Genomic DNA, 23,988 nt, shown 5'->3' with positions numbered 1-23,988 from the left:
GCCCCCGGCCGGTGGGAGCTCCACCGGCCGGGGCCGTCGTCGGGCCCGGGTGGGCGTCAGCCCGCGTGCCGGCCGCGGCGGCGCTCGCGGGCCAGCCCGAGGGCCAGACCGCCGACGACCATCGTGCCGCCGGCCACCGTCAGCGCGGTGGAAAGGTCGCCGGCGCCGGTCGAGGCCAGGCTGGTACCGGGCGGCTCCGTCCCGGTGGCCGCGACGGCGGCCGCGCTGCGGTGGGTCGCGGACGGCGTGGCCGTGGCCGACCCGGTGCCCGGGGCGGTGGTGGGCGCGGTCGTGGGCGCCGAGGCGCTCGCGGTCGGCTTGGCCGTCGGGCTGCCGGCCGGGGTCGTCGCCGGAGTCGTGGCCGGCGCGGTGGTCGGGGTGGTCGGGGTGGTCGTCGGCCTGGGGGCCGGGGCGGCGCCGCCGCGCTCGGCGAGCTGCTGGGCGTACAGGCTCTCGGGCTGCACCGGGGTGCCGGTCGAGACCTGCACGCCGCTCTGCTTGCCCTCGACGGGCTTGCCGACGGTGCCGAACGCCCAGTTGTGCGCGGTGGGCGGATTCTCCACGCCGTAGTAGCCGACGTTGGCGTTCCACATGACCTGGTTGGCGCCGGCCCAGCCCTGCCCGGAGCCGGCGTTCGAGCGGTTGGTCAGCGCGAGGTCGTCGTTGGGGCCCCGCGAGTGGAGCATGGTGATGTCGTCGTACAGGGTGCCGGTGGCCCACCGCTGGTGCGGGCCGGCGTCCAGCCGGAAGCCGCCGACGTTGTCCGACGTGCAGTGCGAGAAGACGTTCGGCCCGGGCACCCGCGGTCCGGTCAGCCAGGCGTGCACGTTGCTGCCGGACACCTTGCAGTTGACGACCAGGCTCTGCTGACCGTCGATGCTGTACGCGCCGGGCTGGGCGAACGGCGCACGCTGCGGGATGGCCTTCTCCATGCCGGTGGCGGAGGTGCCGGTGACGGTGACCCGGGAGGCGGTGCCGCCGATCGAGCCGACGCCCGCGCCGAACCGGTCGGCGGCGATGTCGCGGGCCCAGGCGTCCTGGACGGCGGCGAAGTCCACGAAGCGGCTGGCGAAGTAGCCGTGCTCCTCGTACCCGGCGGCCGAGGTGAAGGCCGAGCCGTCGGCGCTGAAGCCCTCGACGCCGACCTGGCTGATCCGGCCCGGGAAGTCGTACGCCCACACCTTGGCGTGGGTGTACTCCTTCTCCAGGGCGTTGGTCAGCGGGATGTCCAGGGTGACCTTGTTGCCGTCGATCGCCGTGACGGTGCGCTGGAACTGCAGGCCGTCGTTGGGGGTCCAGGGCTTCGAGGCCGTGCCGCTGTCGCGGTCGGGGATGTGGTCCATGCCGATGGCCTTGATCCAGGCGTCCTCCTGGGGCCGCTGGACGACGACGTTCTGGCCGACCTTCAGCCCGGCGGCCGAGTCGAGGGTCAGCGTGGTCGCGCCCACCGGGACGTAGGCGTCGGTGACGGCGTGCTCGGCACCGCTCTTCTGCGGCCCGCCCTCGCCGGCGATCTCGACCAGCGGGCGGGGCTCGCCCGACGCCACCAGCCTGGTGCCGTTGGCGCCGCTGCCCGCGCCCCGCAGCACCACCCCGGAGGCCTTGATCCGCAGCGGCTTGCCGAGCCGGTACGTGCCGGCGGTCAGCAGCACGGCCCCGCGCAGGCCGTCCGACCCCTGCGGCAGGGCGGCGACCTTGTCGAGCGCCTGCTGGACGCGGTCGCTGTCATCGCCGTTCGCGGCCGGGTCCAGGGTGACGGCGACCTTGGCGGTCGGCAGCGGCTGGGCGCCGTTGCGGTAGCCGGCGTAGCTGAAGTCGGGGATCCGGTTGCCCTGGGCGTCCTGGCCGTACACCAGGCGCCCGTTGGCGAACTTCAGCCAGTCCGTCGCGTCGGGGGCGGTCTTGCCGGGGTTCGACTGCGGGTCGGCGGCGAGGGCCGTCGGCGCTGCCCAGACGGCGCCGAGTCCGGCCAGTGCCGACACGGCGACGGCGGCTCGCAGGGCGCTGCGCCGACCGGCGCGGGGGTGGGACATGGACTCTCCTCGGTCGGGACCTGAAAAGGCTCGACAGTGAGTACGCCCCGATCCGCTCCGGTGGTTCATCGTCGACGGTGCAGCACGGCGCGGTGGCCGGGGCGCACCCGTCCGAGGATTTCGGCCGGAACGGTGAACCCTGCGCCGGTGCCCGTCCGTACAGGGTGCGGGCGGATCCGGCGGTATGCCGTCGGGCGCCCGTGGAAGCGGACAATCAAGGGACCCAGGAGCTGTGGTGGGCACGGGCCAGAACGTGAACGGCGGCGAATCGACCGGGTATCAGCTGCCGGCGGTCGCCTGGTTGATGGAGGAGGGGGACGAGGCCGGCGCGGCGGAGGCCGCCGTCGGTCCCGAGCCGGGCCCGGTGGCGCCCGCGCGGCGTACCCGGTTCCCGTCCGCTCCGGTCGGCGCCGTGGCGGAGCCCGTCGTCGCCCAGCCCGTCGCCGCCGAGGCCGCGAGGGCTCAGCGGGCGAAGCCCGAGCCCGCCGCGTCCGAGCCCGCCGCGGCCGGAGGGACGGCCGGGTTCGGCGCGACCGGGCTCGGCCCGGCGCCGGCCGCTGCGCCCGGCAACCCGGCGGCGGCTGGCACCGGTGCCGGTGCCGTGCAGCCGATCACCGCGCAGCCCGGTGCGGTGCCGCCCGGTGCCGGGTCGGCCGGTGCCGGGTCGGCCTCCGAGCCCGGCACCCCTGAGGCCGAGCCCGCGGCCGGTCGGACCGGTGCCCTCGGTGCCGCCCGGCTGAACGCGCTGCGGCAGGCCTTCGTCCGGGCTCCCGGCCGCGCGGCGCGCTCCCTCGCCTCGGTCACCCCCATCGGTGCCGCCGCCCCCGGTCCCGCGGCCGACGGTCCCGACGCGGACGGGCCCGGTGCCGCCGAGCCCGCCGCGGAGGAGCGGAGCGGCCGACTGCGCCGCCTGCCCCGTCCGGCGGTCGCGGCCGCCGCCGTGGGCGTGGTGCTGATGGGCCTGCCACTGGTCCTCGGCCGGGGCGAGGGCGGGGCCGATCCGGTCGAGGCGACCGGCGCCACCGGGATGAGTCGCGCCGACGCGCCGGCTCCGGAGCCCGAGGTGTCCGGTACGCCCGCCGAAACCCCCGCCGGGACTCCGTCGGCCGATGCCGCCCCGACCGCCGCCCCCACCGGGACTCCGACCGACCCGGCCGCCACCGGGACCCCGACCGACCAGGCTGCGGCCCCCGGCACGCCGGGCCAGCAGCCCGCCGCCCCCGCCCCGGTCGGCGGGGCGCCGCTCAGCCGGCCCGCCGGCCCGGCGCCCGTCGTCCCCGCCGGGGCGGGGACGGCAGCCCGCTCCGCAGCCGGCCGCGCGCCGCAGGCCCCGGCCCAGCCCGCCGCCCCCGCCCCCGCAGCCCAGCCCGCCGCCCCCGCCGCCCCGCCCGCCGCGCCCGCCCCGGACCAGCCGCCGGCTCCCCAGCCACCGGCTCCTCAGCCGCCCGCGGTGGTCCCGCCGCCGGCCAAGCCCTCCTACGCCGGGTACGCCGGACCGGGCTGTGACGCGGCCGGCACCGGCTACTCCGAGAAGGGCCGGTCCTCCGGTTCGAAGGACTGGGTCACCCGCTCCGACGGCGGCGGGGGCTGCGGCGGCCGGTTCACCTCGGTGCCGATGTCCGGGGACCGGAGCAAGGACGACGAGAACTCGGTGGTGTGGACCTTCACCACCGGCCAGGTCTCCTCGGGCAGCTGCCGGCTGTCCGTCTACATCCCGAACAACGGCGACCTCAAGGCGGTCGGCGGCGCCCCCGCCTACTACACCGTGCAGAACGACGGCGGTGGCACCCTCGGCTCGTTCTCGATCAACCAGCCGCAGAACCTCGGGCAGTGGGTGAGCGCCGGCACCTACCCCGTGAGCGGCAGCCGGATCGCGGTCGTGCTCCACACCCGCGGCATCGACTGGGGCGGCACCGCCGGTGCCCACCTGGCCGCCTCGACCGTGAAGGCCGACTGCACCGGATGACCCGCCCCCCGCGGCGGACCGGGACCGAGTGACACGCAAGCAGAACGAAGGGAACACGAGCCATGTCGCGCCACGTGCTGACGGTGTGCCAGGAAGAGAAGGCCGGCGGCACCTACCGCACCATCGGCGAGGCCCTGGAGGCGGCCCGCAGCGGGGCGGTGATCTCCGTCCGCCCCGGGCGGTACGAGGAGAACCTGGTGATCACCAAGATGGTGACCATCGCCGCCGAGGACGCCCGTGGCACCGTACAGATCACCCCGCGGCGCGGCTGCGTGGTCCAGGTGGTCGCCGAGGCCGTCCAGCTCACCGGCCTGGTCCTGCACGGCCAGGACGACGAACTGCCCGCCGTGGACGTCCCCCGCGGCCAGGCCGCCCTCCAGGACTGCGAGGTGGTCGGCAACTCCTGGACGGCCGTGCTGACCCGGCAGCAGGGGGCGCTGGCGATGCGCGGCTGCCGCGTCGTCAACTCCGCGGGCGCGGGCATCGTGGAGACGTCCACCGGGGCCAGCGTCATCGAGGACTGCGTCATCGAGCACCTCGGCACCTCCGCGCTGGTGATCGGCGAGAGCGCCAACCCCGTCGTCCGCAACTGCGTCATGCGCGACGCCCGGGGCAACGGGGTGTGCGCCAACGGCGAGGCCCGGGGCACCATCGAGGGCTGTGAGATCTCCACCACCGACAAGCCCGCGATCGCCCTGGAGGAACACAGCACCACCCGGGTGCTGCGCACCACCGTCCGTGACGCGCCCGTCGGGGTCTACGTCAGCTCCGCCTCCCGGGTGCTGCTGGAGGACTGCACGTTCACCGCCACCGCCGGCCACGGCATCGTGCTGGGCGGCGGCACCGACCCGCTGCTGCGCCGCTGCCGTACCGTGCGCACCCGCGGCCACGGCATCCACGTCATCGCACGCTCACGCGGCACCTTCGAGGAGTGCGAGGTCAGCGGCGCGGAGACGGTCGGCGTGCACGTGGCCGACTTCGCCGGTCCGGTCATGACCAGGCTGGTCGTACGCGACTGCGGTGACACCGGGGTCGAGCTCACCGGGGAGACCACCGCCGAGCTGGACCGGCTGGAGGTCCGCGACGTCGGCGGCGCCGGGGTGCGGATCAGCGAGGGCGCCAACCCGCTGCTGCGCCGGGCCACCGTCACCGACGCGCGGGGCAACGGCGTGGAGGCCGTCCGGGACGGCCGCGGGCGGCTGGAGAACTCCGAGGTCCTGGCCGCGGGCCTGGCCGGCGTCCTGATCGCGGACGGCGCCAACACCTTCGTCGGGGGCACCACCGTGCGGGACGCCCGGGGCCCGGGCGTCCACGTCGGTCAGAGCGGGGTGGCCGTGCTGCGGGACTGCGAGGTGGTCGACTCGGCCTCGGACGGCCTGGCCGTCGACGACGGCGGCGACCTGACCTGCACCGGTGTGCGGACGCGCGGCAACCGCCGGCACGGGGCCCGGATCGGGGCCGGCGCACGCGCCGCCCTGACCCGGCTGGAGGCGCTGGACAACACCGGTGACGGGATCCGTGTCGACTCGTCCGAGGCGGTCCGGGTCACCGGGTGCACCGTCACCGGAAACCAGGGCTCCGGCCTGCGCCAGACCGTCCCCAGTACCCGGCTCTCGGTGGAGAACCTGCAGAGCCGGGAGAATCGCAACCCCGACGCGCACGGCTCGGCGAGCGCCGACGCCGCACCCCGGGCGGCGGGGGCCGTCGCACCGCAGCCGGGCGAGGCCGCCGACCCCGCCGCGCCGGTCGAGTCCGCGGCGCAGGGGCCGCTGGAGGTGCTGGAATTGCTGGTCGGCCTTGCCGCCGTCAAGGAGCAGGTCGCCACCCTGGTCAACCTCAACAAGCTGGCCCGGCGCCGCGAACTGGCCGGCATGCCCGCCCTGCCGATGAGCCGGCACCTGATCTTCGCCGGTCCGCCCGGCACCGGCAAGACCACCGTCGCCCGGCTCTACGGCAGCATCCTGGCCGAGCTGGGTGTGCTGCGCAGCGGCCACCTGACCGAGGTGGCCCGGGCCGACCTGGTCGCCTCGATCATCGGCGGCACCGCCATCAAGACCACCGAGGTGTTCCAGTCGGCGCTCGGCGGGGTGCTCTTCATCGACGAGGCCTACACCCTGTCCGCCGGCTCCGGGGGCAACGGCCCGGACTTCGGCCGGGAGGCGATCGACACCCTGGTCAAGCTGATGGAGGACCACCGCGACGACATCGTGGTGATCGTGGCCGGCTACTCCGGCGAGATGACCGACTTCCTGGCCAGCAACCCCGGCCTGGCCTCGCGGTTCAGCCGGACGGTGGAGTTCGCCAACTACGCGGTGGACGAGCTGGTCACCATCGTCGAGCGGGCGGCCGTCGGCCACGGCTACGAGCTCGCCGACGGCACCCCGGAGGCGCTGACCGCGCTGTTCGACCGGATGCCCAAGGGTGCCGACTTCGGCAACGGCCGCGCCGCCCGCAAGGTCTTCGAGGAGATGGTGGACCGTCAGGCCACCAGACTGGCCCGGCTGCCGGAGATCACCGACGCCGACCTCGCGGTGCTGGTCGCCGAGGACACCGGGCAGGAGGCCGCCGGGCCGCGCCAGGCCACGGACAGCACCGCCATCCTGGAGGAACTGCGCGCGATGGTCGGCCTGCCGGCCGCCAAGGAGCAGGTCGAGGACCTGGTCAACCTGATCCGCCAGGTGCGCCGCCGCGAGGAGGCCGGGCTGCCGACCGCCGCCATCAGCCACCACCTGGTCTTCGCCGGTCCGCCCGGCACCGGCAAGACCACCGTCGCCCGGCTGTACGGGCGGCTGCTGGCCGAGCTGGGCGTGCTGCCCGGCGGGCAGCTGGTCGAGACCGCCCGGGCCGACCTGGTCGGCCGCTACGTCGGCCACACCGCGCAGCTCACCAAGGAGGCCTTCGACCGGGCCCGGGGCGGGGTGCTCTTCATCGACGAGGCCTACACCCTCACGCCGCGCGGCGGGGCCGGCAACGACTTCGGCCAGGAGGCCGTCGACACCCTGATGAAGCTGATGGAGGACCACCGCGACGAGGTCGTGGTGATCGTGGCCGGCTACGAGGACGAGATGCGCGGCTTCCTCGCCTCCAACCCGGGCCTGGCCTCGCGCTTCTCCCGGCAGATCGAGTTCGGGCACTACACGGACGAGGAACTGGTCACCATCGTCGGCCTGCACGCCGAGAAGGCCGGCTACGTCCTGACCCCGGAGACCGTCGAGGCGCTCGGCGGGGCCTTCGCCACGATGCCCCGCGACCGCACCTTCGGCAACGGCCGCACCGCCCGGCAGACCCTGGAGGGCATGATCACCCGTCAGGCGGGCCGCCTGAGCCGACTCGACGTCTCCGACCTGGCCGAGCTCAGCCTGCTGCTGCCGCAGGACATCACCCCGCAGCGGTCGGGCAGCCCGGTATGACCGGGGGGCGTTGGGTGGGCGTCGCGCTCGCCGGCGCGCTGCTGGCCCCAGCGGCCGTCGCTGCTCCGGTTGCTCCGGCCGCCCCGGCAGCTCCGGTGGTCCCGGCCGCCCCGGCCGCCGCAGCGGTGCCGTCGGCGCCGGCCGCCTCGGCCACTGCGGAGCCCCCGCCGTCGCTCGCGCAGACCCGGCAGGACGTGCAGAAGAACGGCTGCCTGAAGCCTTCCGAGCGCCCGGCCGACACGGCGGGTTGGGCCCAGGCCGCGCTGCGCCCCGAGGACGCCTGGCCGCTGAGCCGGGGCGCCGGCGTCTCGGTCGCGGTGGTCGGCTCCGGGGTGGACGCGGCGCTGCCATCCCTGGCGGGGCGGCTGCAACTCGGGCCGCGGGTCTACGGCACGGGCGACGCGGGCCGGGACTGCGTCGGGTACGGCACCTTCACGGCCGCCCTGGTGGCCGGCCGCCGCACCGGCGACGGCGGCCCCGCCGGCCTCGCCCCCGAGGCCCGCGTCCTGGCGGTCGCGGTCACCGACGACGCCGGGGCCACCACCCCCGACCTGCTGGGCAGCGGGATCCGCGCGGCCGTCGACAGGGGCGCCCGGGTGATCGCGGTCGTGGTGCCCGTCCCCGGGCCGAGCGACGCCCTCAGTGACGCGGTGAAGTACGCGGCGGCGCACGGCGCCCTGATCCTCGCCCCGGCGGCCCCGGACGGCCGCAGCAGCAGCTCGCCGGTGTTCCCCGCCTCCTATCCGGGAGTGCTCGCGGTGGCCTCCACCGGGCCGAACGGTCCGGCCGGAGCCGGCCTCGAAGGACGGGTGGACCTGGCCGCCCCCGGCGAGGGCGTGACCGGCACCGGGCCCGGCGGCGGCCTGTTCACCGCCTCCGGACCGGGCTGCGCGACGGCCTACGCGGCCGGTGCGGCGGCCCTGGTGCTCGCGCTGCGGCCCGAGCTGACACCGGAGCAGCTGACCCGGCGCCTGGAGACGACCGCGTACCACCCCGGCACCCGGCTGCCGGACGCCGCGGTGGGGTTCGGCGTCCTCGACCCGGTCGCCGCCGTCACCGCCTCCTGGCCCGCCGCGGCCCCGGCGGCGGCCCCCGGCGCCCCGGTCCGGGTCGACCCGGGGCCGGACCGCTCGAAGGCCTGGCGGGCCCTCGCGGTGGCGGGCGGCAGCGCCGGCGTGATCCTGCTGGTGGGCTTCGGCGGCCTGACCGCACGGCTCGGCCGCCGCCGGGCGGGACGCGCCGCCGACTGACGGCCCGACGCGGGGCAGGCCGCGCGCACCGCGCCGTACCGACGACCGATGCACCGACGCCACGGTGAACACAACCCACCACGTTTTCCGTTCAACTACATAACGGTGCCGAGGCACAACAGGCGAGCGGCCCGCGTCCAGGGCTGGGCAGATGGGTGAGGTGGACTCCGATGGCGACCACGGAGGTGTACCGCGACGGCGACAGACCGGCGGTCTTGACGGACGCTCGGGACGGGAACGGGCCGGGAGACGAGGCGACGGCGCGTCGGCTGATCGCCGACTGGCTGACCGGTGACGCCGAACCGCCGGCCACCCCGTCCACCGGCCCGGCGAGGCCCGCCAAGGCGCTCCCGGCCGGTTGGAGCGTGCCCCCGGCCGCCGCCCGGGAGGTCGTCAGCACGGCCCGGAGGATGGCCCTCCAGGGGCTGGCAGGGCGTGCCTGGCCGGCGCCCGGCCCCGACCGGCTGCGGCTGGCCCGGGTCCTGGTGGTCGACGAGCACCCCTCGGCCCCGAGCTGGACCGAGCGCGAACGCGCCGACCTGGCCGCATGGATCGCCCTCCTCGTGCGGCGCTTCGGAGAGGACGGCGTCCAGCGGCTCACCGCCGCGCTCGTGGCCCGGCGCTGAGGGCTCGTCCGGCCCGGCTCTGAGCGGCCCGCCGGTGGCACCGCACCGGCCTGTCCGGCGGGTGGTCCGGGGCCGTCCGGCGGGGCGCCCCCGCGGACCCCAACGGGCCCCAACGCGCTCCAACGGCGGCCAACGCGGAGGCCGACCGGACCGTTGGGCGGACATTGGCGGCGGCTGGGACGGTCTTTCCGTCAGGGCGAGGCACCGGGGCTCACCACGAAGACCCCCCGCGGCTGCCCGCCGATGCCGTTGTACCAGAGCGAAGGACAGAGCCGTGGCCGAGGAAGCCGCCGCTTCACCCGATGGCGCCCAGCAGCGCGCCGAACACTCCGCCCGGGGCCGCGCGACCCTGGACCAGGACACCCTGGCGGAGCTGTACCGCGTGCACGGTCCGGGCCTGTTGCGCGCCATGCTCCGGGTCACCAGCGGTGACCGGGGCAAGGCCGAGGACATCCTGCAGGAGACCTTCCTGCGGGCCTGGCAGAACCCGGCCGCCATCGAGCGCGGCATCGAGGAGAGCCGCCCCTGGCTGTTCACGGTGGCCCGCCGGATAGCCATCGACCACTTCCGGACCGCCTCCTCCCGGGCCCGGGAGGTCGCCGACGACGCGCACGAGTACTACGCCGGGACCTACGACCCCTACGACGAGGTGCTCACCGCCCGCGACCTGGCGACGGCCATGGCGGAACTCCAGCCGCACCACCGCGACGTGCTGGTGGAACTGCACCTGAAGGGCCGCTCGACGGCGGAGGCCGCGTCGACGCTCGGCGTACCGGTGGGGACGGTGAAGTCCCGCAACTTCTATGCGGTGCGGGCGCTGCGCCCGATCCTGGCGGCCCGGGGGATACCGGTCGCGGTCTGAGCGCCCTGCGTGCTCCGAGCGGTCTGAACCGCGAGCTCCCCGTCGATCGTGGCGATCCGTGCTCCGAGCTCGGCGACGCTGCCGGTGTCGCCGAGCTCCTCGTGGAGCCGGAGCGCCGTGCGCAGCCGCGCCGAGGCCGCGGTCGGCCGGTCGGTGCCCAGCAGGAAGTCGGCGTAGCGCTGCTGGACGGCCGCTTCGAGGTGGCGCGCCGCGCTGGCCCGGCAGCGTGCCACCGTCTCCTCCCAGGTGCGCTCCGACTCCTCGACCTGGCCGAGGAGTTGCCGTGCGTGGGCCTCGTCGGCCAGGGCGAGGAGGTGGAAGGTGGCGTGGGGGTGCGGGGCCAGCAGCCGGCGGGCCTCGCGGGCATGGCGCAGTGCCGTCGGCCCGTCGCCGCTCAGGTTCGCCAGGGTCGCCGCGTTGCTCAGCACCGTCGCGCCGGCCTGGTGCAGGCCGAGCTCGTCCAGCCGGCGCACGGTCGCGTCGGAGAGCCGTCGGGCCTCGGCCAGGTCGCCGTGGTCGGCGAGCGCCACCGCCAGCACGGCCATGGTGTAGATCTGCGCGGGGCCGTCGTGGTCGCGCGTGCGGTCGTCGGCCCGGCGGGCGAGGACCAGCGCCTCCGCCGGGCGCCGCTTGCCGCTGAGCGCCCGCGCGGTGGCGGCCTCCAGCAGGGCCGTCGCCACCGGATCCCCGGTCCGGGTGGCCGCGGAGAGGCCGTACCGGAGGCAGTCGAGCCGGTCGGTGAGCCGCCCGGCCCCGAAGTAGAGGCAGTTGGCCAGGAAGGCCAGCTGCCAGGACCGGTCGTGCTCGCCGGCCTCGGTGCCGGCGGCCACCAGGGCACGGACGGCGGGCTCCTCGGCGCGGAACCACTCCAGCGCGGAGCGCACGTCCGGCAGGTCGGGCAGCACGGGCGGCGGGAACTCCACCGGCCGCTCGAACTCGGTGAGGTGCGGCTGGAGCAGGCCGGCGCCCGCCATGGCGGCGGCGAGGTAGTAGTCGAGCAGCCGGACCAGTGCCAGGTGCCGCCGCGCGGGCGGATCGGCGTCGAGCAACTCCCGGCCGTAGAGCCGGATCAGGTCGTGGCGGCCGTAGCGGCCCGGGGTCGTCTCGGTCAGCAGGTGGTGGGCCGTCAGCGCACCGAGTGCCCGCCGGGCCTCGCCCGGTGGTGCTTCGAGCAGCGCGGCCGCGGTCGGCACGTCGACCTCCGGCCCGGGGGGCACCGCCAGCAGGGCGACCAGCCGTACCGCGGTCGACGGCAGGCGGCGCAGCGTCAGGTTGAGCGCCGAGCGCACGCTCACGCCACCGTGGGCGTCGAGGGCGGGCAGCCGGGTGCGCTCGTCCTCGACCTCGGCGACCAGGTGGCCGACGGTCCAGGCCGGTTGGGCGGCGAGCCGGGCCGCGGCGATCCGCAGGGCGAGCGGGAGGTGGTCGCACAGCTCGGCCAGCCGGCGGGCGGCGGCCGGTTCGGCGGCGAGCCGTTCCCCGCCGAGGATCTGGGCGAGCAGGCCGAGCGCGTCGGCCTCGGGCAGCGCCTCCAGGCGGAGCAGTGCCGCCCCCTCGGAGACGACCAGGTCCTCCAGCGTGTTGCGACTGGTGACCACGGTCGCGCTGCGCGGCCCGGCGGGCAGCAACTCGGCGACGTCGGCGGCGCTGCGCACGTTGTCGAGCAGCACCAGCAGCTCGCGCTCGGCGGTGAGCGTCCGGTAGAGCGCGCCGAGGCGGGCGCGGTCCTCGGGGATCTCGGCCTCGGCGAGCCCGAGCGCCCGCAGGAAGCGTCCCAGCACCTCCGCCGGGTCGCTGGGCCGGGCCGGGTCGAAGCCCCGTAGGTCGTGGTGGAGGTGGCCGTCGCGGAAGCCGCCGGCGGCGGTGTGGGCCCAGCGCACCACGGTCGCGGTCTTGCCGGCGCCGGCCGCGCCCACCACGACGGCCAGCGCGTGGTCGGGGCGATCGGCGCCGCAGGCCTGGTCGAGCCAGCCCAACTCGGCGGCCCGGCCGACGAAGCCGGGCGTGCGGCGGGGCAGGGAGCCGGTGGCGGGCCGGGCCGCGCCGACGGCCGGGTGGGGGAGGACCGACGGCCGGGCCCGTACGTCGACGGGTTCCGGCCGGCCCGGGGCACCACCGGGGTCGGCCGGGGCGCGATCGTCGGCGAGCACCGCCGCCAGGGCGGCCTGCAGCGCCGGGCCCGGGCGCACGCCGAGCTCGGCGGCGAGCCCGCTGCGCGCGCGGTGGTAGAGCCGCAGGGCCTCGGCCGGGCGCCCGGCCTGGTGCAGGCAGCGCACCAGCAGGGCGGCGGTCGGCTCCTGGAGCCATTCGGTGTGCAGGTGCCGTTCGAGCACCGGGAGGGCCGTGCCCCCCTGACCGATGTGCAGCAGCCGTTCGGTCCAGTCGTGCACGGCCTGCTCGTGGGCGCGGTCCAGCCGGTCCGCCAGGTCGCGGCGCTGCTCGGTGTCGGGCAGGTCGGCGAGCGGGGCGCCCTCCCAGAGGCGGAGGGCTTCGCCGAACAGGGCGGCGGCCGCCTCGCTGTCCGGCTCCTCGCCGGCGCGGGCGGTGAGCGCACCGAAGCGGTGGACGTCGACCGACTCGGCATCGCCGTTGAGGAGGTAGCCCGAGGAGTGGGTCGCCAGGGTGAGGGCGGTCCCGTTCAGGTGCTTGCGCAGCGCGGCGACGTGACCTTGGAGGACGGCCTTGGCCTGGGCCGGCGGCGCCTCGTCCCACAGCAGGTCGTAGAAGCGATCGACCCGCACGCAGCGGCCGAACTCCAGGGCCAGCAGGGCCAGTACGCCCCGGCGTTTGGCCCCCGGCACCGGAATGCTCCGGCCATCGGCGGCCCTGAGCTCGGTCGGCCCGAGCAGCCGGATGCGCATGTACTCCCCAGGGGTTCGGCTCCGGCGAAGGTACCGGGCACGTATTCAATCATCCCTTACGGCCGGTGAGTCTACGCGCGTCACTTCGAGGTGGCCGCCTGCCTTCGGGATGGCGGAGGCGTCGTGTCCATGATGGCCGGATGGTGAACTCCGTACGAAGCTTGAGTGTAGAAAATTGGCGGCTGACGGTTCCAACCCGCAAGTGACACCGGCCAGTTGGGTTTCCTTACCATTCCCGGCGGGGGCTTGGACGAAGATCGAACACCTTCATATCCTCAGCCCGTCCCGTCCCGTCCTCAGACAAGCAGGAGAGAGTGTGCGCGTCCGGCTGCTGGGCCGAGTCGAAGTCCGCGGTGACCAAGGGCGCCCCGTCGTCGTGGCCGGAGCCCGTCGCCGGGCGGTGCTCGCCCTGCTCGCAAGCGAGTTGAACCGTCCCGTCCCGGTCGAGCGACTGCTCGACACGGTCTGGGACGGGGCCCCGCCCCCGACCGCACGGGCGGCCCTCCAGGGCCACGTCTCCGCCGTCCGGCGCGGACTGGGCGACGGCCTGACCCTGCTGACCCGCCCCGAGGGCTACGTCCTGGTCGGAGACCCGGACCTGGTCGACGCCAAGCGCTTCGAACGGCTGACGGCCGCCGCCGAGGAGGCCGCCGGCACCGAGCACGCCGTCGCCCTGCTGCGCGAGGCCCTCGACCTGTGGGACGGACCGGCCCTGACGGACTGCGGCTCACGGACCCTCACCGGGACCACGGGCCGGAGCCTGGACACCGCGCGGAGCCTGGCCGCCGAACAACTCGCCGAGCGACTGCTGGCGGTGGGACGCGGCGCCGAGGCCATCGGCGACCTGCAGACGGCCGTCACCGCGGACCCGCTGCGGGAGTCCGCGGCGGCCCTGCTGACCCGCGGCCTCCACCAGGCCGGGCGGACCGCCGACGCCAGGCTCGCCCATGAGCGGGCCCTGGCGCGGCTCGCCGCCCACGGCCGGACCCCGGGGCGGCTGCTGTGCGAGGCCGGCGAAGCCCTGAACCCCGCCGAGGCGAGCGCCGCGACCGCTCCGGCCGGCCGCGGCGCGCTGCCGCGGATGGGCGTGGACCTGGTCGGCCGCGCGGCCGAACTGCAACTGTTGGACGACGCGACGCTGCGCGCCGAGGGCCGGCCGGTGCTGGTCACCGGGGTCGCCGGGGCCGGCAAGAGCAGCCTGGTCCTGCACTGGGCGCACGCCCACGCCGACCGCTTCCCCGACGGCCGGATCCACCTGAACCTGCGGGGCTTCGGCGAGGAGGAACCGCTCACTCCCGCGGAGGCACTCGCCGCGGTGCTCGGATGGCTCGGCGTCCCGGCCGGTGAGGTACCCGCCGACCTCGCCCGGGCCGTCGAACTCTTCCGCGCCCGCACCGAAGGCCGTCGGCTGCTGCTCGTCCTGGACGGCGCGCGCAGCGCCGAGCAGGTCGAACCGCTGCTGCCCGCCGCGCCCGAGCCGGTGGTCGTCGTCACCAGCCGCTCCCGACTGACCGACCTGGTGGTGCGCGAGGCCGCCATCCCGCTGCCCGTCGCCGGCCTGCCGGAAGCGGAAGCCGTCGAACTCCTCGCCCGGGTGGCAGGACCGGAGCGGACAGCGGCCGAGCCGGGTGCGGCCCGGCGGCTGGTGGAGCTGTGCGACCGGCTGCCGCTGGCCCTCCGGGTGACCGGCGCCCGACTCGCCTCCAGGCCCGCCTGGTCGCTGAGCGACCTCGCGGAGGAGATGTCCGATCAGCGCACCGGCCTGGCCGCACTCGCCACCGGTGGCGCACTCGGCATGGCGACGGCGCTCGGCCGGAGCGTCCGGGTGCTGCCCGAGGAGGCGCGACGCCTGTTCGCGCTGTCCGGGCTGCACCCCGGCGAGACCCTCGACAGCGGGGACGCCGCGGCACTGACGGGCGCCTCGCCGGCCCGGGCCCGCGAACTGCTCGCGGAGCTGGACGCGGCGCACCTCGTGCTGGAGGCCCTGCCCGGGCTGTTCCAGGTCGACCGCCTGGCCCGCCTCTACGCCGTGGAGCTGGCCGCCGAACTGCCGTGCCCGGAACGGGTGGCCGCCACCCGGCGGCTGCTCGACCACGCGGTGCGGGCGGCGGGCGCCGCGCTGGAGAGCGTGACGGGTCCCGTCCCGGCGCACGGCGTCTCCGCCCGCGCGCTGGAGACCGCCGCGCAGGCACTGGAGCTGGCCCGCCGGCTCGTCGGCGAGCTGGTCCGTCAGGTGCCCGAGCCGACCGTTCCGGAGCGGGCTGCGGACTCCGGGCGGGCCCGGCTGGTGGACCGGCTGAGCCGGACGCTCGAAGGCGTCCGCGGCGAGACCGCGGGCGCGAGCCCGGGCGACGGTACGGAGGTTTCCGACCGTGCGGTGCCGGAGCACGGGGTGGGGGAGCGGCCCGCTCCCGGACCCGCGCTCCCGGCGGACACGGCGATCGACGGCGCCGCGCCGGACCCCCTGGACCGGCTGCTGGACGAACTGGTGCGCGGCGCACCCGTGGAGCTGCCACCGGGGCGGCCGGACGGAACCCGCCGCAGGGTCGCCGCGGACGCCCGCGCTGTTCCGCCGCCCGCTGTTCCGCCGCCCGCTGTTCCGCTGTCCGTCGTCCCACCACCCGCCGCTCCGTCGCCCACCGGGCCCGGCGCGCCGTCCGGGCTGCGGTCGACGGCGACCGGATGACCGGGCCGGGGCCGGTCGGGCACCCGGCAGTTGACGGCCGGCCAGGCGGGTCGCGTCGGCGGTGAACCGGGCACGGGTGTCGTTCCGTGTCCCTCGCTGAGGACCCCCTCCGTGCGGCGGTGAGCCCGAGGGCCGTGAGCCCGTCGCCGTACCCGGTGGCACCTCGAACCGGCCCCGTTCCCGCGGCCCCGGTGGGACCGGGGCCGGTGCCCCGAGTCCGCCCGCACCAGGGCGACCGGGCGCCGCGGCGGCAGGGGCGACCCCGTCCACTTCCCAGCCCAGGAGATCCTCTGCCATGTCCAAACACCGGCTCAGCCGCCGTCGGCGGATCGCCGCTGCCGCCACCGCGCTCGCGGCCGGCGGCGTCCTGATCGTCGCGCAGAACGACGCGCCGGCCGCCGCCACCGATCCGGTCGGCCTCAACGCCGTCTACGAGTACCTGGGCTGGGGCGAGTCGGGTGCCGCCCAGGACCCGGTCGAGGTGATGAAGGCGACCGGCATCCGGCAGTTCACCCTGGCCTTCCTGCTCGCCGGCCAGGGCTGCGAGCCGGCCTGGGACGGCGAGCGCGCGCTGACCGGCAGCGACGAGGAGGCGAAGATCAAGGCGATCCGCGCCGCCGGCGGCGACGTCGTGGCCTCCTTCGGCGGCTGGGACGGCGCCAAGCTCGGGGAGAAGTGCACCGACGCGACCCAACTCGCCGCCGCCTACCAGAAGGTGATCGACGCCTACCAGCTGAAGGCGATCGACATCGACATCGAGAGCACCGAGCTGACCGGCGCCGAATCCCGCCAGCGGGTGGTCGACGCGCTCAAGGCGGTCAAGGCGAAGAACCCCGGCCTGCGGGTCTACGTCACCTTCAGCACCGAGGAGAACGGTCCCGACGCCGACGGCACCGACCTCATCGCCAAGGCGGCCAAGGCGGGCCTGGAGGTGGACGGCTGGGTGGTCATGCCGTTCGACTTCGACCGCCACAGCGGCTCCATGGTGGACGCCACCAAGTCCGCCCTCTCCGGGCTCCAGCAGGCCCTCGTCAAGGCCTACGGATACGACCAGGACACCGCCTGGCGCCACGCCGGCCTGTCCTCCATCAACGGGCACAGCGACTCCCCGGACGAAGTGGTCTCCCCGGCCGATTTCCAGGCCATGCGGGACTTCGCCGCCGCCCACCACCTCGCCCGCTTCACCTTCTGGGCCGTCAACCGGGACCGCTCCTGCGCCGGGACGTTCTCCAAGGACACCGCGTCGAAGTGCGGCGGGATCCAGCAGAGCCCGTACGAGTTCACCAAGATCGTGGCCGGCTACCACGTCGACTCCAAGCCGTCGGACGGCGCCGCGCACTGCCCCGGCCCGGTCGGCAGCCCGTCGCCGGAGGTCACCGCCACCCGGACCGGCCCGACCACCAAGCCCACGGACGACGCCGAGGACACCGCCTCGCCGTCGGCCACCCCGCGGCACGACGCCGAGACGCGCACGCCGATCTCGGGCACGCCCTACTCCCCGCAGGCCAGCGCCTCGCAGAGCCGGCGCCTGGCGGCGACGGAGGCCAAGCGCGTGAAGGGCACGCCGCAGACGGACGACTCCGATGACTCCGGCGACGACACCCCAGACCCGAAGGTCACCACCGCCCAGCCCGCCGACCCCTCCGAGAGCCCGGCGCCGGCCAAGCCGAAGAAGAAGACCCCCAAGCCCACGACCCCGCCGGCCTCGCCGACGGCGACCACGACCGGCGCGCCCGCCACCGGCACCCAGGCCCCCACCGCGGACTGTTCCCCGACGGCCGACCCGGTGGTCACCCCGACCACCACCCCGACCACCCCGGCCGCGACCCCGAGCACCACGGCCACCTCGGCGCCGACCGGTCAGCCCAGCAGTCAGCCGACCGGCCGGCCGACCACGACGCGCCCCACCGAGCAGCCCACCCCGCCCCGCCCCCCGGCCCCGGGGCCCACCACGCAGGCCCCGGCCCCGGTGGTCACCCCCACCACGACGCCCACGGCGACCGCGTCCGCCACCCCGGCGCCGACGGCGAGCCCCACCGTGACACCGACCGCCCCCGTGGCCGCCGCCGCGCCCGCGACCACGCCGCCCGGCGAGGCCCACGGCCAGCCCCTCGCCTCCACCGGGGGCGGTGGCGCCACCAGCGTGGTCGTCGCCGGGGCCGGCGCGCTGCTGCTGATCGGTGGCGCCTTCGGGATGGTCGGCACCCGCCGCCGTCGCGGTACGGAGGAGACGCAGTAACTCCTGGCCGTCGTCCGGGCACCAGGAACGCGGCCCCGTCCTGCGCGTCGCAGGGCGGGGCCGCGGCGTACGTCGGTGTGCGCCGAGGGCCGGTCACCGGGCCCCCTCGGGCATGACGCGAAGGATCCCAGGGCTCCGGCCCCGAACCTCCCGGCCGAGGCCCGGGCCCCGTTCGTCCCTGCGGTCCGAGCCGGTGGGCTCGGCACCGTCCGAGCAAGGAGAAGGGCCCCGGCCGGCCCGTGGGGAGAGGTGACGGGCCGGCCGGGGCGGGGGAGGGAGGGTCAGGGCTTGCAGGTGAGGCGGATGGGGGCGGCCGCGATGTGGGCGTGGGTGGGCTGGCCGGAGCCGGTCCAGTCCTGGCCGCGGTTGTGGAGGCGGACGACCAGCGAGCCGCCCGTCGGGCGGAAGGTGCCGGCGTCGACCCAGCCGCCGCGGTGGCCCACCTGGTCGACGGTGAACGGGCCCAGATCGGCGCCGGACGCCCCGGCCACCGTGTAGTACGCGGGTGCGCCGCCGACCTGCTGGACCGAGCCGGAGGACGGCACGTACACCGAGACGTCGCAACTCGCCGAGCCCGCGCCGACGTCGAAGGTCCACAGGGCGTAGGTGCTGTTGTCGTCCTTGTTCTTGTCGCCGGACATCGGCACCGCCTCGTAGCGCCCGTCGCAGGAGTCGCCGGCGAGGCCGCCGCTGTTGACGGTCACCCAGCCGTCCGTGCCCTGGCGGAACGCCCCGACCTCCTGGAAGTGGCCGCCCGGGCCCGAACAACCGAACCCGGCCACCGCCTGGAAGACGGGCTGCGCGGCCGGCGGAACGGGCGCCGGCTGCGCCGGTGCGGCGGGCGGTGCGACGGGCGGCGGGGCCGGTACGGCGGGCGGCGCGGTCGCAGGCGCCGCCGGGGCCGGGGCGGCCGGTGCGGCGGCGGTGGAACGGGCGGCCGTGGGCGTGGTCGTGACGTGCTCGGCCGCAGGGGAGGGCGTCGTCGACCCGGTGGCCGCAGCCGTGGCGCTGGAGGACTCCGACGGCGTGGGGCTCGCCGGGGACGGCTGGTCGGTGGGCGAGTCCGTGGCGGAGGGACGGTGCCGGCCGTGCGTCCCCAGGGGCGAACGGTCGTCGGGTGCCGCCGCGGCGGCTGGGCCACCGGAGGGGGCGTCCTGCCGCAGGAACGGCGCGAGCAGCAACAGGACCGCGCCACAGCCCATCGCCGCCACCATGGTGATCCGCCGGGCGTCCCAGGGCCGGCGGGGGCCCGGCCCGAGCCGGCGGAGGGCCGGGAGCCGGACGCGGCCGCGCGGGAACGCCGGCCGGGCGGCGACCCGTCGGGAGGCCGCGCCTGCGGCGGCCGCGCCGAGTACGGCGGCGCGCCGGCGCGCCTGCCGCAGGGCGGCCCGCAGCCGCTCGGCGGCGCTCGGACCCGAGGGCACGACCGGTTCGGCGCTCATCCAGGGCAGTTGGAGGCCCGGGCCAGGGAGGGACGGCGGGGGAGTGTCGGGCGAGCCGCCCTGCCGCTCGGTCACCGGAGGCCCTGCCCGTCGGCCAGGAGCGTGAGGTCGGCCGGGGCACCGGCCCCGGGCAGGAACAGCCGGACCCCGCTGCGCGAGGTGTCCGACGGCCGCAGGTCGGGGTCGTACGCCACCGCCGGCCGCGCCGGCTCCGCCTGGTGCGACTGGTGCGCCCGCACCGGGTCGCGCGTGGGCGGTGGGACGCGCACCGCGAGGGCCCCGGCCGTGACGAGGCCGAGGGTCGCCGCGGCGCAGCGCAGGGTGGTCCGCCGCCGTGTCGCCGTGCTGGTCACGATCGTCTCTCCCAGGAGCTGATGCCGGTTCGGGCCGGACGCGGACGGCCGCAACGGTGTGTGCGGGCCGGGATTCGCCCCGTTGTACGGATGCCGTGCGTCACGGGTTCAGAACGGATCGGGGCAGGTCGAACCCCGGAGCGTGCGCCGTCCGTGCTACTGGCTGAGGCCGGTCGGCAGCCGGCACGAGGACGGACGCGGGAGGACAGCGATGGCCTGGTACCAGGGGCCGAGCCGGATCACGGTGACGGCGGTGGAGGGGCAGTATCCGCAGCGGGCGGTGGTGACCGTCCGGGGCGCCGCTCCGGTGGAGATCCCCGGCGAGGTCGGCGCCGTCCACCTCGTCGACGCGCAGAGCTGGCAGCTCGAACTGGAGCACCACCTCCAGGGTGAGTGGTGCCCCAACATCCGTGCCGTCCAGGGCCGGTGGCAGGAGATCAGGGGCGTGTCGACGCAGGTCGTGCACAGCCGCAACCGCGACCGGGCCGGCGACCGCCAGGGCCGCAACCTGGAGCTGCGGATCGAGCGGGTCGCGCCGGACGGTGACAAGCCCTCGGCCTCGACCGCCGCCCCCACCGCGCGCCGGACCACCGCCGCGCACCAGACGCCGGCGAGGTCGGCCGGCCCGGCCGCGCCGCGTACGACGGCCGGACCGGCGAGCGGTGCCACGACCCCGGGCGTGCGGACGAGCACCTCGGGCTCCGAGTCCGACTTCCTGCGGCCCGCCGCCCCGGGCGGCCGGGTCACCGGCACGGGAGGCGCGAGCCGTGCGACCACCTCGTGGAGCCGCTAGGGGAAGCAGCGCGCCAGCCGGGTCTGCACCCGTTCCACCTGGCGGGTCATCCGGCCCTGCTCGGCGGCCAGTTCCAGGGCCCGCTCCCAGTGCCGGCGTGCCTCGGCCCGGAGCCCCCGGTCGTACATCACCTGCCCGATGAAGTCGGCGAAGTCGAACTCCGCGTGGGCCTGGTTGCCCTGGGCCCGGCCGAGTTCCAGCACCCGGTGGATCTGCGCCACGGCCTCGTCCGACCGCCCCAGCGCGCGCAGGACCTGGGCGTGGGTCTTGGTCGAGATCACCAGGTACGGATCCGACTCGCGCCCGGCCAGCAGGGCCAGCGACTCCTCGATCGGATCCAGCGCCTCTGCGGCCCGGTCCGCCCTGAACAGGGTGTGCGCCAGGTTGTTGAGTGCCTGGGACAGCAGCCGGGGGTCGCCGTGGGCCCGAGCGTGGGCCACCGCCTCGGTGACTCCCTCCAGGGCCCTCCCGGGCTCGTCGTAGTCGTCCGCGAAGCTCGTCCGCATGCTGAGGTAGCGGTGTCTCAGGACCGGGAGGCTCTCCGGGTCGGCGGCGGCGACGGCGCGCTCGGACTGTTCCAGGGCCTCCGACCGTCGGCCCAGCCAGCCCAGCGACAGGCTGTGGTTGGAGTACAGGTGCGGCCAGTTCGAGGCGGTGCCGGCGGCCTCGGCGGCGGTGAGCGCCTGCCGCGCCGCCTCCTCCCAGGCGTGGAACAGGCCGGCGTCGAGGTAGAGGTAGCCGGCGTTCTCGACCATTCGGCAGCCGTGTTCGTGGGCTCCCCACCGGTGGGCCAGCGAGATCAGGGCGCGGACGGTCGGCTCCTCGGTCCGGAACCAGGCCAGCGCGTCCGCGGAGGTCCCGAACCCGGGCGCGCCCCCGGTCGGCCGGTGGGCGGGCCGGTGGTGGCGGGCCTCCGGCCGGGCGAGGACGAGCCCGGCGGCGGTCGCGGCGAGGTAGTGGTCGACGAGCCTGGTCAGGGCTGCCGCCCGGGTGGCGGCCGGGAGTTCCTCGGCGGCGTGCCGGGCGTGCAGCCGGATCAGGTTATGGCGTTCGAAGCGGCCCGGTGCGCTCTCCTCGATCAGGTGCGCCAGGTGCAGCAGCTCCAGCCAGGCGGCGGCCGCCCGTCGGTCGGTCCCGGCCAGCGAGGCCGCCGCGGCGGTGTCGACCTGTTGGCCCGGGTGGACGCCGAGCAACCGGAACAGCTCGACGGCCGGCTCCGGCAGCGTGCGGACCGTCAGTTCCAGGGCCGCCGCGACGCTCAGTGCGCCCTGGGTGGCCAGCGCAGCCAGTCGGGAGCGCTCGTCGGAGAGCTCGCCGGCCAGGGTGGCGACCCGCCAGTGCGGCCGGGTCGCCAGTCGCGAGCCGGCGATCCGCAGCGCGAGCGGCAGCCCCTCGCACAGCTCGACCACCCGCTCCGCCGCCTCCCGTTCGGCCTCCAGGCGCGGTCGGCCGGTGACCCCGGCCAGCACACCGAAGGCCTCCTGCGCGTCGAGCGACTCCAGGGACAGCGCCCGTGCACCCCCGACCTCCAGCAACCCGGTGAGCCGGTGTCGGCTGGTCACCACGACGACGCAGCCCGGCTCGGTCGGCAGCAGCGGGAGCACCTGTTCGGTGTCCCGCGCGTTCTCCAGCACGAGCAGCACCCGGCGGCCGGCCAACAGCGTCCGGTACGCCTCGGTCAGCTCCTCCCAGCGGGCCGGGAGGGCGGCGTCCTCGGTGCCGAGCGCCCGCAGCAGTTCGGCGAGCGCCTGCTCCGGACTCAGCGGCTCGGTCTCGTCGAAGCCCCGGAGGTTGACGCCGATCCGTCCGTCCGGGAACGCAGCGGCGTTCCGGTGCGCCCAGCGCAGCACGAGCGCCGTCTTGCCGACCCCGGCCGGGCCGGTCACCAGGAGCAGCCGCCGATCGCCGCCGGCAGCGGCGCCCAGGTTGCCCCGCGTGCCGCTCTGCTCGCCCAGCCAGGCGAGTTCGACCTCCCGTCCGACGAATCGGCCGGGCTCGCGCGGCAGCCGGGCCGGGGCGGCCGGGGGCCGGGCCGCGGCGTCGGACCGGATCCGGTCGAGCGCCTCCCGGAGGCCGGTGCCGGGGTCGATCCCGGTCTCCTCGGCCAGCCTCCGGCGGGTCGCCTCGAACACGGCGACGGCCTCGGCGGGCCGGCCCTCCTGGTGCAGGCAGAGCATGGCGAGCCGGACCAGCGACTCGCGCAGCGGATGCTCGGCCACCGCCTCGGTGAGGGCGGCGGTCACCGTTCCGCCCTGCCCGGTGCGCAGCAGCCGTTCGGCGAGCTGCTCCAGGGCCTCGACCCGCAGGGTCTCCAGCCGGGCCGCGGCGCCGTCGCGCAGCGCGGTGGACCCGCAGTCGTCGAGTGCGGGGCCCCGTCGGAGCGCGACGGCCTCGCGCAGCAGCGGTACGGCCGTCCCGTCGACGGGCTCGGTGCGGGCGCGGTCGAGCAGGCGGCTCAGCCGGTGGGCGTCGATCAGGTCCGGATCGGCGCGCAGCACGTAGCCCGGGGCACGGGTCTCCAGGAGCAGGCCGTCGTCGAGCAGGGTGCGCAGCTTGGCGATGTGGCCCTGCAGCGCGGCGCGCGCGGTGGGCGGTGGGGCGTGGTCCCAGGCCAGGTCGAGCAGCCGCTCGACCGGGACGACGCGGTTGGCGTCCAGGGCGAGCGCCGTCAGAACGGCGCGGCGCCGGGCGCCTCCGATGTGGACGGTGGTGCCCCCGGGGGTCCGCAGCTCCAACGGTCCCAGCAGCAGAATCCGCACGGCGCTCCTGTGGTCTGATCCGTTCTCGGCCCCCGGGCGTGCACCTTACCGGTCGCCGGCGGCTCGACCGGCCACCAGGCGCAGCTCTTCTTCCTGGTCTGCGTGGTCGTGGCCGGCCTGTACGGCGGCGCGACCGCGAACTGCCGCATCCTGGTGGCCCAGGCGCTGCCCGGGGCGCTCGCGCTCGGCGCCGTCCTGCTCGCCGGATGAGCGCCGCCCGGGAGCCCAGGGCTGCCCAGGACCCGAGGGCCGAACGCACCCGGGCCACCTTCTACGTGCACTACGCAGACCCGGAGGCGCTCGCGGTGGACGCCTGCGCCGACGTCGTCCGCGCGGCCGTGGACGCCCTGCACGCCTGGCGCGGCGTGCCCGACCCGGCCGTCCCGCCGCCCGTGTTCACCGGGTTCTTCGCCGAACTGGCCCCGCACGCCCCGCTCTACCGTGCCCTGCTGGCCCCGGGCGGCGGAGGCCCGCTGGGCCTGGTGCTCACCCGCGACCTGCGCGAGCGCAGCCGTACCGAGCGGGCTCTCGCGGGGGCCCCGGAACCGGATCTGGTGGCCGCCGCCGTGGCCGGCGCCTTCACCGGCGGGCTCGGGGACTGACTGCACGGCCGGATCGAGGCGGGCCCGGAGCGGATCGCCCACCAGGTCTGGCGGCTGCTGATCTCCCTTCACCGCACGCCGCAGCTCTGAGCGCCGGGTGGGCGGC

13 protein-coding genes and 2 pseudogenes are annotated in these 23,988 nt (G+C 76.5%); 10 read left to right on the top strand and 5 right to left on the bottom strand.

The features are described 5' to 3' along the window. Positions 1-56: 56 nt before the first annotated feature. A complete protein-coding gene (locus P3T27_RS27305) occupies positions 57-2,033 on the bottom strand; it encodes a hypothetical protein (RefSeq protein ID WP_280683084.1) in 1,977 nt (658 codons plus the stop codon). A 235-nt stretch (positions 2,034-2,268) separates the two neighbouring features. On the opposite strand from P3T27_RS27305, the gene P3T27_RS27300 reads away from it, so the two are divergent. The 5 genes from P3T27_RS27300 to P3T27_RS27280 all read left to right on the top strand — a co-directional run bounded on the left by P3T27_RS27300 (position 2,269) and on the right by P3T27_RS27280 (position 10,147). Further along, the gene (locus P3T27_RS27300; RefSeq protein ID WP_280683082.1) at positions 2,269-3,999 is read left to right on the top strand and encodes a hypothetical protein; all 1,731 of its coding nucleotides are present in this window, start codon (positions 2,269-2,271) and stop codon (positions 3,997-3,999) included. Between the two features lie 62 nt (positions 4,000-4,061). Continuing rightward, positions 4,062-7,409, top strand: coding sequence for a right-handed parallel beta-helix repeat-containing protein (locus P3T27_RS27295; protein WP_280683080.1), 3,348 nt, complete (start codon positions 4,062-4,064; stop codon positions 7,407-7,409). Beyond that, entirely contained in the window at positions 7,406-8,659 is a 1,254-nt protein-coding gene (locus P3T27_RS27290; RefSeq protein WP_280683078.1) for a S8 family serine peptidase, read from the top strand. Before P3T27_RS27295 ends, P3T27_RS27290 begins: the two co-directional genes overlap by 4 nt. A gap of 170 nt (positions 8,660-8,829) precedes the next feature. Beyond that, a complete protein-coding gene (locus tag P3T27_RS27285; protein WP_280683076.1) occupies positions 8,830-9,285 on the top strand; it encodes a hypothetical protein in 456 nt (151 codons plus the stop codon). 274 nt (positions 9,286-9,559) lie between these two features. Then, a complete protein-coding gene (locus tag P3T27_RS27280; protein ID WP_280683074.1) occupies positions 9,560-10,147 on the top strand; it encodes a sigma-70 family RNA polymerase sigma factor in 588 nt (195 codons plus the stop codon). On the opposite strand, the gene P3T27_RS27275 is transcribed toward P3T27_RS27280, so the two are convergent. Then, positions 10,087-13,008, bottom strand: a complete 2,922-nt coding sequence (locus tag P3T27_RS27275) for a BTAD domain-containing putative transcriptional regulator (RefSeq protein WP_280683072.1) — start codon at positions 13,006-13,008, stop codon at positions 10,087-10,089. The two genes, P3T27_RS27280 and P3T27_RS27275, sit on opposite strands and share 61 nt — an antisense overlap. A gap of 376 nt (positions 13,009-13,384) precedes the next feature. Between P3T27_RS27275 and P3T27_RS27270 the strand changes: the two genes are divergently transcribed. Beyond that, positions 13,385-15,694 (top strand): BTAD domain-containing putative transcriptional regulator, encoded by a 2,310-nt coding sequence (locus P3T27_RS27270; protein WP_280683070.1) that lies wholly within the window; start codon positions 13,385-13,387, stop codon positions 15,692-15,694. Positions 15,695-15,989: 295 nt separating this feature from the next. Continuing rightward, positions 15,990-17,933, top strand: coding sequence for a chitinase (locus P3T27_RS27265; protein ID WP_280683068.1), 1,944 nt, complete (start codon positions 15,990-15,992; stop codon positions 17,931-17,933). Between the two features lie 281 nt (positions 17,934-18,214). Here P3T27_RS27265 and P3T27_RS27260 read toward each other — a convergent pair whose 3' ends face one another. Both P3T27_RS27260 and P3T27_RS27255 read right to left on the bottom strand, forming a co-directional pair. Continuing rightward, complete coding sequence (locus tag P3T27_RS27260) at positions 18,215-19,375, bottom strand: hypothetical protein (RefSeq protein WP_280683067.1); 1,161 nt, start codon at positions 19,373-19,375, stop codon at positions 18,215-18,217. Positions 19,376-19,446: 71 nt separating this feature from the next. Then, positions 19,447-19,728: a hypothetical protein gene (locus P3T27_RS27255; protein WP_280683065.1), complete on the bottom strand. Its 282-nt coding sequence runs from the start codon at positions 19,726-19,728 to the stop codon at positions 19,447-19,449. A 211-nt stretch (positions 19,729-19,939) separates the two neighbouring features. Between P3T27_RS27255 and P3T27_RS27250 the strand changes: the two genes are divergently transcribed. Beyond that, the gene (locus P3T27_RS27250) at positions 19,940-20,521 is read left to right on the top strand and encodes a hypothetical protein (RefSeq protein WP_280683063.1); all 582 of its coding nucleotides are present in this window, start codon (positions 19,940-19,942) and stop codon (positions 20,519-20,521) included. On the opposite strand, the gene P3T27_RS27245 is transcribed toward P3T27_RS27250, so the two are convergent. Continuing rightward, entirely contained in the window at positions 20,518-23,280 is a 2,763-nt protein-coding gene (locus P3T27_RS27245; RefSeq protein WP_280683060.1) for a BTAD domain-containing putative transcriptional regulator, read from the bottom strand. The two genes, P3T27_RS27250 and P3T27_RS27245, sit on opposite strands and share 4 nt — an antisense overlap. A 51-nt stretch (positions 23,281-23,331) precedes the next feature. On the opposite strand from P3T27_RS27245, the pseudogene P3T27_RS27240 reads away from it, so the two are divergent. Continuing rightward, positions 23,332-23,490, top strand: a pseudogene (locus P3T27_RS27240) (DUF1304 family protein); the annotation flags it as partial. Then, positions 23,487-23,972: pseudogene (locus P3T27_RS27235) on the top strand (TetR/AcrR family transcriptional regulator). The pseudogenes P3T27_RS27240 and P3T27_RS27235, both read left to right, overlap by 4 nt. Positions 23,973-23,988 lie beyond the last annotated feature (16 nt).

Source organism: Kitasatospora sp. MAA19, assembly GCF_029894125.1.
GTDB lineage: Bacteria > Actinomycetota > Actinomycetes > Streptomycetales > Streptomycetaceae > Kitasatospora.
The sequence above is the reverse complement of the archived record's forward strand: the minus strand, read 5'-3'. Positions and strand labels throughout refer to the sequence as shown.